The sequence below is a fragment of the Streptomyces sp. AM6-12 genome, from assembly GCF_044327085.1.
Taxonomy (GTDB): Bacteria; Actinomycetota; Actinomycetes; order Streptomycetales; family Streptomycetaceae; genus Streptomyces.
This window is the reverse complement of the sequence record NZ_JBIQWN010000001.1, coordinates 5,967,472-5,978,744: the sequence shown is the minus strand read 5'-3', so window position 1 is coordinate 5,978,744 and position 11,273 is coordinate 5,967,472. Positions and strand designations below refer to the sequence as shown.

The window sequence follows — 11,273 nt, the reverse complement described above, 5'->3', positions numbered from 1 at the left end:
CGGCACGAACGACCCGCCGGAAAAGGCGACAAAGCCATTCAGTGGCATTGTCCCGGTCGTTGCCTCGTCGCGACAGCATGATCCGCGACAGGCCGCTGTGGACTACGCCACGTTGCGCGTCCACGGGTTCGCCGTACCACACCCACCCCAAAACGGGCGTGCGTTCCGGACATTGGCGAACGAAGTTCCGGGCCACCGGTGCGGTACAACGATCGGCCAGCCTACCGCGCGCGGTACGACTACCGGATCACGGGGCGATCGGACAGTATGCCGCTGAGCAGGAACGCGACGTTCCGCTCGGTCTCCCGCCAGGCGCGGGTGTCGAGTTCGACGGACTGGAGCAGGGCGCACTCGACGCGGTATCCGTGCTCGGTCAGGTCGCGGCCGACGAGTTCGGCCGCGTCGCGGGTCGCGGCGTGGGTGACGATGCGCTGCGGGCGCCGGTCGGCGACCGCCGAGACCACGGCCGCTCCCCCGCCGCCGACCCGGACCACATCGGGTTCGGGCAGGTCCTCCAGGACGTGCGGGGCGCTGCCGTGCACCACCTGGAGCTGGACGCCGTAGCGGCGTGCGGCGCCGTCGGTGCGGGCGCAGGCGGCCGGGTCCTGGTCGACGGCGATGACGGCGGCACCGGCGCGCGCGGCCTCGGTGGCGAAGGCGCCGGAGCCGCAGCCGATGTCCCAGACGAGGTCGCCGACCCGCGGCCCGAGGCGGGCGAGTTGGGCGGCGCGCAGCAGCTCGGTCTCGCCCTCGCCGAGGGCGGTGCCGTCGCCGTACGCCTCGTCGGGCTGGACCCAGCCGCGCGGGCCGGTGCCCGGATCGCGGCCGGCGATCCAGCCGCCGCCCTCCGTGGCGTTCGCGGGACCCCCGATGACGATGACGACGTTGGGGTCGCGCCAGGTGTGGTCGGCGGCCTTGTCGGAGGTGACGATGGAGACCTGTTCGCGGTCGGTGCCCAGTTCCTCGCAGACGACGAAGGTGCGGTGGACGCCCGCGAGGAGGAGGCCGAGTTCGGCGGGGCCCGCGCCCGGTGCGGTGAGGACGGCCACCTTGGTGTGGGCGCGGCAGACGTTCACGGCCCGGCGCAGGGTGCGCGGGTGGGCGACGACGACCTGGGCGTCGTCCCAGGGCATGCCGGCCCGCGCGAAGGCGGCGGCGACGGAGGAGACGCCGGGGACGACCTCCACCTCCAGGCCGAACTCGGGGGCGCGCAGGGTGCGTACGACGCCGAAGAAGCCGGGGTCGCCGTCGGCGAGCACCACCGCGGTGCCGCGGTGGCCGGCGATGCGGCGGGCGGCGAGCGCGACGCTGCCGAGGCGGATGCGTTCGGCGGAGGGCGGGATCTCGGGCAGTGCCAGGTGGTGGGCCGCGCCTGCCACGAGGGTGGCGGCGCCGAGGGCGGAGCGTGCCGCGTCGGTCAGCGGCGAGCCGTCCCAGCCGATCACCGTGACCCGGTCGGCCATCGTCGTCCATCTCCAGGTTTTCGCAGGTCGTCAGGGGTGCGTGGCCCGTGGGCGGGCTCCGTGAGGGTACCCGGTCGCGCGATGTCGCGGGTGGCGGGACGCGGCGGCGGGGTCAGTTCCAGTCGCCGTACGAGGTGAAGCCGCCGGTGTCGGCGAGCTGCTCGTCGGCGCCTTCCAGGTCCTCCGGCAGCAGGCTCCACACGATGAAGTCGGTGCGCAGATCGGCCCAGCCGCCGTCCTCGGTGCGCACATGGACTATGCACGCGTTGCGCAGCACCCCCTCGCTGATGCAGCCGATCTTCTGGGCGACCTGCTGGGAGGCGGTGTTGTCGGCGGCGGTGCGCAGCTCGACGCGCTCGAAGCGCTGGTCGCCGAAGAGCCAGCGGGCGGTGGCGAGCGCCGCCTCGCAGGCGTACCCCTCGCCGCGGGCCCAGGGAGCGATGATGTACGACAACTCGGTGGCGCGGACGTGCCAGTTGGTCCGGGTCAGCTGGACGATGCCGACCAGACGCTGGGTGAGGAACTCGGTGACGGCGAGGTCGAGTCCGCGGCCGGCGGCGCGTTCGGCGGGCGCGTGCTCGGTGATCCAGCGCCGGGCGCCGGCCTCGGTGAACGGCTGGGGCACGTCGGTCCAAGCGGCGACCTGCTCGTCGTTCATCATCTCGGCCAGGGCGGGCACGTCGTCCTCGTCGAGGGGGCGCAGCACCAACCGCTCCGTGCTGATGGAGATGTTGGGGAAGGTGCTCGTCATGCGCCGCTCCGTAACCTTCGGGGAGAACTCGAGTGCCAGCAGCCGCCGTGGCACGGTCCTGCTGAACTGCCCAGCATGCAGCATGAAACCACTGAACCGCACGACGGGGTCCACACCCGGTGAGGGAGTGGACCCCGTGGGTCGCGACGCGGTGCGTGCCGGTGGCCGGAATCAGAAGGACGGGATGACCGAGCCCTGGTACTTGTCCTCGATGAACTTCTTGACCTGGGGCGAGGTGAGGAGCTTGGCGAGCTTCTTGACCCGCGGGTCGTTCTCGTTGCCCTTCTTCACGGCGAGGAAGTTGCCGTAGGGGTTGTTCTTCGCGGACTCCAGGACGAGGGCGTCCTTGGCGGGCTTGAGGCCCGCGGAGATGGCGTAATTGCCGTTGATGACCGCCGCGTCCACGTCGTCCAGGGAGCGCGGGGTCTGGGCCGCCTCGACCTCCTTGAACTGGAGGTGCCTGGGGTTCTTGGCGATGTCCTCGGGCGTGGCCTCGTTGCCGGCGCCGGACTTGAGGGTGATGAGCCCGTTGTCGGCGAGCAGCTTCAGCGCGCGGCCCTCGTTGACGGCGTCGTTGGGGACGGCGACGGTCGCACCGTTCTTGAGGTCGCCCGCCTTCTTGACCTTGTGGGAGTACAGGCCGAGGGGCTCCAGGTGCACCGTGACGACGGGCACGATGTGGGTGCCGCGCTTCTTGTTGAAGTCGTCCAGGTACGGCTGGTTCTGGAAGTAGTTGGCGTCCACCGAGCCGTCCTCGGTCGCCGTGTTCGGCGTGATGTAGTCGGTGAACTCCTTGACCTGGAGGTCGAGCCCGGCCTTCTTCGCGAGGTTCTTCTCGACGAAGTTCAGGATCTCGGCGTGCGGGACCGGGCTGGCGGCGACGACCAGCGGGCCGCTGTAGTCGTGGGAGGCGGAGGAGTTGCCTGAGCCGCAGGCGGTCAGCCCGAAGGTGAGGGCTCCGGCGGCGAGGACGGCGGTGGTGAGCTTGGCGGTGTTACGCACGAAAAGTGCCTTTCCTTATGGTGGTGCGACCCCGCATCAGGGGGTGCGGCGCGAAGCGCCTCGTTGAGGGGTGGTGGTCGGGTGACGGGTGGGCGGCCGCTCGGAAGAAACGTTTCCCCTCGGCCTGGCCGGTGCTTGCGCGACCTGGCCGGTGCCTAGGCGGCCTTGGTGACCTCGGCCGGGTCCGGCTTCTCGTCGCCCTTGGCCTTCAGCAGCCGCAGCTTGGGCGCGGGGCCCGAGCGGCCGCCGCGGCGGTGCAGGGCGCGGGCCGTGAAGTCGCCGGCGAACTGGATGAGGGAGATGACGACGGCGAGGATCCCGACGGTGATCCACATCAGCTCGGTCTCGAAGCGCTGGTAGCCGTAACGGACGGCGAGGTCCCCGAGACCGCCGCCGCCGACCGTGCCGGCCATGGCGGAGTAGCCGATGAGGGCGATGACCGTGGTGGTGGTGCTGGCGATCAGGGAGGGCAGGGACTCGGGGACGAGCACCTTGCGGACGATGGTCCAGGTGTTGCCGCCCATGGACTGCACGGCCTCCACGAGCCCGCCGTCCACCTCGCGCACGGCCGTCTCGACCAGGCGGGCGAAGAACGGGATGCCGCCGATGGCGAGCGGCACGACCGCGGCGGCGGTGCCGATCGTGGTCCCGGTGACCCAGCGGGTGAAGTTCATCAGGGCGACCATCAGGATGATGAACGGCAGCGAGCGGCCGACGTTCACGATCTGGCCGATCACCTTGTTGGCGAAGACGTTCTGGAGCAGGCCCCCGCGGTCCGTGAGGACGAGGAGGAGGCCGAGCGGGAGGCCCACGACGACGGCGATCAGGGTGGACCAGAGCACCATGTCGAACGTCTGGGAACACGCGTCCGTCAGCAGCGGCCGCATCTCGGACCAGGTCACTTGGCACCTTCCTTGACCAGTACGGGCTCCTGGCCCACGACGTCGATCTGGAGTCCCTGCTCGCGCAGGAAGCCGATGGGCACCACGTTGTCCTCGTAGTGGCCGGGCAGCTCGATGCGCATCCGGCCGATCTGGAGGCCGCCGACGGTGTCGATGGCGGCGCCGAGGATCGAGATGTCGATGTTGTAGGTGCGCGAGAGCTGGGAGATGACCGGCTGGGTCGCGGCCTCGCCGTGGAAGGTGACGTCGAGGACGGTGCGCTCGGTGCCGGTGCGCTCGCCGCTCACCGGGAACAGCGCGGCGGCCAGCTGGGAGCCGGGGGTCGCCAGCAGCTCGCTGACCGTGCCGGACTCCACGATCCGGCCCTTCTCCATCAGGGCGGCGGAGTCGCAGATCGACTTGACCACGTCCATCTCGTGGGTGATGAGCAGGACGGTGAGGCCGAGCTGCCGGTTCAGGTCGCGCAGCAGCTGGAGGATGGAGCGGGTGGTCTCCGGGTCGAGGGCGCTGGTGGCCTCGTCGGAGAGCAGAACCTTGGGGTCGCCGGCCAGGGCGCGGGCGATGCCGACGCGCTGCTTCTGGCCGCCGGAGAGCTGGGCGGGGTAGCTCCTGGCCTTGTCGGCGAGGCCGACCAGGTCGAGCAGTTCGAGCGCCTTGCGGGAGCGCTCCTTCCCGGACTTTCCGAGGATCTCCAGCGGCAGCTCGACGTTGTCCTGCACGGTCCGCGAGGACAGCAGGTTGAAGTGCTGGAAGACCATGCCGATCCGGCTGCGCGCCTGGCGCAGCTCCCGGCCCGCGCGCGGTCCGCGCCCGGCCAGGGCGGTGAGGTCCTGGCCGGCGACGGTCACGGTGCCGGAGGTGGGGCGCTCCAGCAGGTTGACGCAGCGGATGAGCGAGGACTTGCCGGCGCCGGACTGGCCGATGACGCCGTAGACCTCGCCTTCGCGGACGTGGAGATCGACGCCGTCGAGGGCGGTGACCTCGCGGCCGCGGGAGCGGTAGACCTTGGTGAGGCCCGATGTGGTGATCACAGGATTTCCGTCACTGTCGAGTGCGCGGGCGCGGGTGTGCCCGGACACGGGTGCGTTGCGTGCGTTCATGGGGTACGCGGCACGGTTCCCGGGGTGGCGGTGCAGCGGGGAGAACGTCGTGTGCGCGCGGCGGCCCTCGGTCGCACACGCCCTGGGACGGGCGCGGGACGGGTCGCGGCTCTCGCTTCGGGGCGCGAGGCTCAGGTGGTGCGGGGGCCCTCTAGAAGGCGCACATTCGACACGGACACAGACAAACAGCACCGGGCGTCATGGGCGCCCCGGTCGCAGGGATGCGGCTGCTCGTCGTGGTCATGCGGCCCAGTAAAGCAGAAGCGCGCCGGGGGCCGGTGGCCGCTGTCCGCATAGTGGACAGCGGCGGACACCTCGAGGTCGGCCCGGACGCGGCCGGTGACCTGCGCTCCCCCGCCGGTGACCAGTGCGCGCAAGGCCGCGCGGCCGTCCTCGACGAGACCGACGTCCCCTTCTTCACCCCTGCGGGTTGTGGCCAACGCCACGGTCCGCGTGCCGGACCCCGGGTGTACGGCGGGCGTACGGCGGGGTCGGGGGCGTTGCCCCGATTCCGCCGTAATAAGGTCACCGCATGCTCACTGTCCTGACGCTGGTGACCGGGGTCGCCGCGCTGCTGCTCGCCGCGTGGTGCGGCTGGGCCGCCTATCGTGACCAGCCGACGAAGGACTGGCACCTCATCGGCATGGCCGTGGTGTCGCTGCTGGCCGCGATCCAGCTGGTGATCGGGATCGTGCAGCTGGCGCGGGGCGAGGAGCCGGCGCAGGGGACCACGATCTTCGTGGCGTATCTGCTGGGCGCGTTCGCGTGCGTGCCGGCCGCGGGGTTCATGTCGCTGGCCGAGCGGACCCGCTGGGGTTCGGTGACGGCCGCGGCAGGCGGAGTGGTGCTGGCCGTGCTTCAGGTCCGGCTCTTTGACATCTGGGGAGGCTGAGGATGACGACCGTCGAGGAGAAGCCGGCCCGGTTGATCAGCGGGCCGGGCATGCTGCTGGTGTGGTTCTACGGCGTGATGGTCGTCGGCGCGGTGTCGCGTTCCGCGTTCCAGATCGCGACGGACTTCGGGCGGGCGCCGCTCGCCTATTCGCTCTCCGCGGTGGCCGGACTGGTGTACGCGTTCATCACGTACACGCTCGTGCGGGGCGGGGAGACGGCGCGGCGGGCGGCGCTGGTCTGCTGCGGGGTCGAGTTGGCCGGTGTGCTGCTCGTCGGCACGTGGACGGTGGTCGACAGCTCCGCGTTCCCCGACGCCACGGTGTGGTCCGACTACGGGATGGGGTACGTGTTCATTCCCGTGCTGCTTCCCGTTTCCGCGATGTACTGGTTGCGGAAGGCGCGGTCGCAGGGGGCTGGTTGATCATCGCGATACGCGTTGGTCACGCCGTGGCCACATAAGTCGCCGCCGACTTCTCCAGAACGATCAGCTCGACCCCGTCCGTGCCCCACACCCTGCCCACCGGCTCGTAGCCGGCGCGGCGGTAGAGGCGGAGGTTGCCCTCGCTGCGGTGGCCGGTCTGGAGGCGGAAGAGGGTGGCGCCGCGCTGCCCGGCCAGCTCGGCCTCGGCGGCGCGCAGCAGGCGGGCGCCGATGCCGTGGCCTTGGAGGCGGGGGTGCACGCACAGGCGGGTGATGGCGGCGGAGCCGTCCTCCGCGATCCTGCCGCGTACGGCGCCCACCACCTCGTCGCCGAGCCGGGCGACGAAGACGGAGTCGACGCCGATCTCCCGGCGGATGGCGTCGAGGGTCTCGACGAGCGGGTCGATGCGGTAGTTGCCGTACAGCTGCGCCTCGCTCTGGAAGCACAGGTACTGGAGGCGGAAGACATCCTCCGCGTCCTCGTCGGTCGCCACCGAGATGGTCACGCTCATGCCCATGTGCGCATGCCTCCCGCTCACCTGATCACTGTCGTCCCCCACACTCCTATCCCCGCGCCCGGCGGGAAGCAACCTTCGTCGCGCGGGGATGCCCTGTGACATAGCCAACTCCCCGCGATCCGGCGGCGGCCCGGGGCATTCCGGGAGGACGCGGGGAGTCCGGCGCGGCGGGAGGCGCGGGTCAGCGCAGGAAGTCGGCGCGGGCGAGGACGCCGGTGTCGGCGTTGTCGGTGAAGACGCCGTCGATGCCGGTCGCGAAGTACGCCTTGAAGGCGCCGAAGGGGTCGCCGTACCCGTCGGCCGCGCTGCCCTTGCGGAACTCGGCGGGCAGGAAGGGGTTTTCGTTGCGCATCGTGTAGGGGTGCAGGATCAGGCCGACCCGGTGCGCGTCGGAGACCAGGGTGGAGGGCTGGCCGAGGGAGCCGTCCGCCTTCCTGGGGATGACGAGGTCCAGGGTGGGGCCGATGCCCTGGGCGTAACCGGCGATCTCCCGCAGGCCCTTGGGGGTGATCAGGTCGGCGACGGTGCGCGGGTCGCCCGCCGCCACGAAGTCCCAGGGGCGGCTGTCGGCCGTGGACAGCAACACCACGAGCGGGTTGTCGACGAGCCGGTTGAGCCGCTGGATGCTGGTGGGCTCGAACGACTGGAGGATCATCGGGGAGTTGCGGGCGTCCTTGCCGTACTTGTGCAGCAGCTTGGCCACCCGTTCCTCCAGCGGGAGGCCAAGTTCGCGGAAGTAGGTGGGGTGCTTGGTCTCGGGGTAGATCCAGACCTGCTTGCCGCGCTTGCGGGTCTGCTCGTCCTGCCACTTCAGGACTTCCTCGAAGGTGGGGATCTCCCAGCGGCCGTTGTAGAGGGTGTTGTGCGGCCGGTTGCCCGGGATGCGCTCGATCGCGCGCAGCGTCTTCAGCTCGGCGAGGGTGAAGTCCTCGGTGAACCAGCCGGTGGTGGGGACGCCGTCGAGCACCTTGGTGGTCTTGCGGACGGCGAACTCGGGGTGGTCCGCGACATCGGTGGTGCCGCCGATCTCCGGTTCGTGCCGGCAGACCAGATGGCCGTCCTTGGTGGGGCACAGGTCGCCGGCCTCCACGATGTCGGCGCCGAGGTCGAGGGCCAGCTCGTACGAGCCGAAGGTGTGCTCGGGGCGGTAGCCGCTGGCGCCGCGGTGGCCGACGATGGTGGGCACCGGCAGGCCCTTGAGCCCGCGCGCGGTGCGCCTCGCCGCCGGTGCCTCGGCGGCCCTGGCGGTGCCGGACAGGCCGAGGACGGCGCCGCCCGCGCCCAACATCGCGGCGCCGAGGAGCGCCCGCCGTCCCGTGACCTGCGGCTGCGTCTCGTCCCTGCGCTCGGTTCCCATGGCGGCCTCCTGCCGTCGTCCGTCTTCTTCGCTCATCAGTCCGATGGTCATCAGTCCGGGAGATCGTAGGGGCGCGCATATGACAGAAGGGCGGCTTCGCGTCGAACTCGCGGGTGCCTGTGTATGGCCCCTGTGTGCGGGCACCTGACGAGGTGTCGCCAGGGGACGAAGCGAGCGATGTCCGTCACATCGGCACCGGTGCGTCACCCGCCGTCCGCCGGGCGTCACCGCAGGTAAACCCGCGTCAACACTTCGTAAGACCTCGGTGAACCGCTCGTTCCCGATGTGCGTTCGCGCCGAGGCCGCGAGTAATGTCCTCACCTGCACAGACTCATATCGCTCCCCCTGACATCGGAGGACCCGTTGTCCCGCTTCCGCCTCATCAAGGCAGTGCTCGGACCGATCATGCGCCTGATGTTCCGCCCACAGGTGGAGGGCGCGGAGCACATTCCGGGGGACGGCCCGGTGATTCTGGCCGGAAACCACCTCACCTTCATCGACTCGATCGTGCTGCCGGTCGTCACGAAGCGTCAGGTGCTGTTCATCGGCAAGGACGAGTACGTCACCGGCAAGGGCTTCAAGGGCCGGCTCATGGCGTGGTTCTTCACCGGGGTCGGCATGATCCCGGTGGACCGGGACGGCGCGAACGGCGGAGTGGCGGCGCTCATGACGGGGCGGCGGGTCCTGGAGGAGGGGAAGGTCTTCGGGATCTACCCGGAGGGCACCCGCTCCCCCGACGGCCGCCTGTACCGGGGGCGCACGGGCATCGCCCGGCTGACCCTGATGACCGGCGCGCCGGTGGTGCCGTTCGCCATGATCGGCACCGACAAGCTCCAGCCCGGCGGCAAGGGCATGCCGCGACCCGGCAAGGTCACCGTCCGGTTCGGCCCGGCGATGGAGTTCTCCCGCTACGAGGGCATGGACCGCGACCGCTATGTGCTGCGCGCCGTCACCGACTCCGTGATGGCCGAGGTCATGCGGCTGTCGGGGCAGGAGTACGTCGACATCTACGCCACCAAGGCGAAGGCCGCCTGAGCCTGAGGCGGCAGATGGACGCGGGCCGTTCCGGTTGTACCGGGGCGGCCCGCGTTCGTCCGTCTGCCGGTGTGAATCTGCCCCGTCCGAAGGGGCATTCGGCCTACGCCCCCGAGCGCATGATCCACCGAACATGTCTGATTCAGGCATGGATACACCTTCGCGGCGAACCCTCCTCCGTGTCCCGATCGCAGCCGTCGGCGCGGGTTTCCTGGCGGCTTGCGGCTCCGGTTCAGGACCCGAGAGCCGCTCCGGCCCGCACCACGCGGACACCGGTCCCCTCGGGACGGGCGTCGGGGGGACCTTCGTACCGGCGGGACCCAAGGGGTACGTCAACCCGTCGGACCCGGAGGTCCTCGCCACCGAGCGCAAGCGGGGGGCGGGGCGGGTGCGCACGTACCGGTTCACCGCCGCGGAGGCCAAGCTGGACCTGGGCGGGCGCTCGGTGCACACCTGGGCGTACAACGACACGGTGCCGGGGCCGCTGGTCCGGGTGACCGCGGGCGACATCCTGGACCTGACGCTCGCCAACCGGCTGCCGACCACCACCACCCTGCACTCCCACGGGGTGCGGCTGCGCTGCGACATGGACGGCGTCCCGGACCTGACGCAGCGACCGATTCCGGCCGGTACGGACTTCCGCTACCGGTTCAACGTGAAGCACCCCGGCACGTATCTGCTCCACTCCCACGTCGGGATGCAGCCGGACCGCGCCCTGTACGCACCGCTGGTCGTGGACGACCCCAAGGAGACGCTCGGCTACGACAAGGAGTGGATCGTCGTCCTGGACGACTGGCTCGACGGCGTGGACGGCTCCACCCCCGACAGCGTGCTCGAACAGCTCAAGCCGGGCGGCTCCGGGATGGCCAACATGGGCATGGGCCCCGAGCGCCCGCACGCGAGCGGGAGCCCCGCCCCGAGCGCGAGCCGGCCGGCCGGGGCGAAGGCGTCGCCGTCCGCGAAGGCCAGGGGCGGCGGGCCCGACCGGGTGCTGCACGACTCCCACAGCCGGATGCTCCACGGCGACGGCGGCAGCGTCGACTACCCCTACTACCTCGCCAACGGACGGCTGCCGCACGACCCCCAGGAGTTCCGCTGCCGCCCCGGCGACCGGATCCGGGTGCGCTTCGTCAACGCGGGCTCGGAGACGGCCTTCCGGGTCTCGCTCGGCGGCCACGCCATGACGGTCACGCACACCGACGGCTACCCCGTGCGGCACAAGGAGACCGACGCCCTGCTCATCGGCATGTCCGAGCGGTACGACGTGCTGGTGACCGCCAAGGACGGCTGCTTCCCGCTGGTCGCCTTGGCCGAGGGCAAGAAGGGCAACGCGCTCGCCGTCCTGCGCACCGACAAGGGCAGAAACCTTCCGGCACCGGACGTCCGCCCCAAGGAGCTGGACGGCGAGTGCGTGCCGGCGCGGCGGCTGGAGCCGGCCGACTCGGTGGCCCTGCCCGAGCGGCACCCCGACCGCCAGCTGCGCATCAAGATCACCGGCAGCATGCGCAGGTTCGACTGGGGCTTCGACCACAAGCCGTACGACGTCCGGCAGCGGCACGAGATCCACGCCGGGGAGCGGGTGCGGCTCACGCTCATCAACGCGACGGACATGTGGCACCCGATGCACCTGCACGGCCACACCTTCGCCATGACGGGACTGGACGCGGTGGGGGCGCGCAAGGACACGGCGCTGGTGCTGCCGCACCGCAAGCTGGTGGTGGAATTCGACGCGGACAACCCCGGTCTGTGGATGGTGCACTGCCACAACCAGTACCACTCGGAGAGCGGGATGATGACGATCCTCGGCTACAAGCGGTGAGGAGACGCCGGGC

The 11,273-nt window shown here is 70.9% G+C and carries 11 protein-coding genes; 4 read left to right on the top strand and 7 right to left on the bottom strand.

All coding sequences use genetic code 11. The features are described 5' to 3' along the window. Positions 1–239: 239 nt before the first annotated feature. The 5 genes from cbiE to ACE4Q9_RS27200 all read right to left on the bottom strand — a co-directional run bounded on the left by cbiE (position 240) and on the right by ACE4Q9_RS27200 (position 5,149). Entirely contained in the window at positions 240–1,463 is a 1,224-nt protein-coding gene (cbiE, locus tag ACE4Q9_RS27220) for a precorrin-6y C5,15-methyltransferase (decarboxylating) subunit CbiE (protein ID WP_397986864.1), read from the bottom strand. 112 nt (positions 1,464–1,575) lie between these two features. Then, on the bottom strand, positions 1,576–2,214 hold the full coding sequence (locus ACE4Q9_RS27215; RefSeq protein ID WP_397986863.1) for a GNAT family N-acetyltransferase: 639 nt from the start codon (positions 2,212–2,214) through the stop codon (positions 1,576–1,578). Between the two features lie 171 nt (positions 2,215–2,385). Continuing rightward, positions 2,386–3,216, bottom strand: a complete 831-nt coding sequence (locus tag ACE4Q9_RS27210; protein ID WP_397986862.1) for a MetQ/NlpA family ABC transporter substrate-binding protein — start codon at positions 3,214–3,216, stop codon at positions 2,386–2,388. 155 nt (positions 3,217–3,371) lie between these two features. Beyond that, the gene (locus ACE4Q9_RS27205; protein ID WP_397986861.1) at positions 3,372–4,118 is read right to left on the bottom strand and encodes a methionine ABC transporter permease; all 747 of its coding nucleotides are present in this window, start codon (positions 4,116–4,118) and stop codon (positions 3,372–3,374) included. Next, a complete protein-coding gene (locus ACE4Q9_RS27200; RefSeq protein ID WP_397986860.1) occupies positions 4,115–5,149 on the bottom strand; it encodes a methionine ABC transporter ATP-binding protein in 1,035 nt (344 codons plus the stop codon). The genes ACE4Q9_RS27205 and ACE4Q9_RS27200 overlap by 4 nt, the downstream gene beginning before the upstream one ends. A gap of 601 nt (positions 5,150–5,750) precedes the next feature. Between ACE4Q9_RS27200 and ACE4Q9_RS27195 the strand changes: the two genes are divergently transcribed. Continuing rightward, complete coding sequence (locus tag ACE4Q9_RS27195) at positions 5,751–6,110, top strand: hypothetical protein (protein WP_397986859.1); 360 nt, start codon at positions 5,751–5,753, stop codon at positions 6,108–6,110. A gap of 2 nt (positions 6,111–6,112) precedes the next feature. Then, positions 6,113–6,532 carry a hypothetical protein gene (locus tag ACE4Q9_RS27190; RefSeq protein ID WP_397986858.1) on the top strand — a complete coding sequence of 140 codons (420 nt, stop codon included), beginning with the start codon at positions 6,113–6,115 and terminating at the stop codon, positions 6,530–6,532. Between the two features lie 19 nt (positions 6,533–6,551). Here ACE4Q9_RS27190 and ACE4Q9_RS27185 read toward each other — a convergent pair whose 3' ends face one another. Both ACE4Q9_RS27185 and ACE4Q9_RS27180 read right to left on the bottom strand, forming a co-directional pair. Further along, entirely contained in the window at positions 6,552–7,049 is a 498-nt protein-coding gene (locus tag ACE4Q9_RS27185) for a GNAT family N-acetyltransferase (RefSeq protein ID WP_397987344.1), read from the bottom strand. 181 nt (positions 7,050–7,230) lie between these two features. Then, complete coding sequence (locus ACE4Q9_RS27180) at positions 7,231–8,406, bottom strand: glycerophosphodiester phosphodiesterase (protein WP_397987343.1); 1,176 nt, start codon at positions 8,404–8,406, stop codon at positions 7,231–7,233. A 363-nt stretch (positions 8,407–8,769) separates the two neighbouring features. Between ACE4Q9_RS27180 and ACE4Q9_RS27175 the strand changes: the two genes are divergently transcribed. Together ACE4Q9_RS27175 and ACE4Q9_RS27170 are read left to right on the top strand one after the other, a co-directional pair. Beyond that, entirely contained in the window at positions 8,770–9,441 is a 672-nt protein-coding gene (locus ACE4Q9_RS27175; RefSeq protein WP_397986857.1) for a lysophospholipid acyltransferase family protein, read from the top strand. A gap of 148 nt (positions 9,442–9,589) precedes the next feature. Then, complete coding sequence (locus ACE4Q9_RS27170) at positions 9,590–11,260, top strand: multicopper oxidase family protein (protein ID WP_397986856.1); 1,671 nt, start codon at positions 9,590–9,592, stop codon at positions 11,258–11,260. Positions 11,261–11,273 lie beyond the last annotated feature (13 nt).

Bases quoted from the DNA above. Each gene is read 5' to 3' on its own strand.
- cbiE (WP_397986864.1), bottom strand. From the start codon at position 1,463: ATGGCCGACCGGGTCACGGTGATCGGCTGGGACGGCTCGCCGCTGACC.
- ACE4Q9_RS27215 (WP_397986863.1), bottom strand. From the start codon at position 2,214: ATGACGAGCACCTTCCCCAACATCTCCATCAGCACGGAGCGGTTGGTG.
- ACE4Q9_RS27195 (WP_397986859.1), top strand. From the start codon at position 5,751: ATGCTCACTGTCCTGACGCTGGTGACCGGGGTCGCCGCGCTGCTGCTC.
- ACE4Q9_RS27190 (WP_397986858.1), top strand. From the start codon at position 6,113: ATGACGACCGTCGAGGAGAAGCCGGCCCGGTTGATCAGCGGGCCGGGC.
- ACE4Q9_RS27185 (WP_397987344.1), bottom strand. From the start codon at position 7,049: ATGGGCATGAGCGTGACCATCTCGGTGGCGACCGACGAGGACGCGGAG.
- ACE4Q9_RS27180 (WP_397987343.1), bottom strand. From the start codon at position 8,406: ATGGGAACCGAGCGCAGGGACGAGACGCAGCCGCAGGTCACGGGACGG.
- ACE4Q9_RS27170 (WP_397986856.1), top strand. From the start codon at position 9,590: ATGGATACACCTTCGCGGCGAACCCTCCTCCGTGTCCCGATCGCAGCC.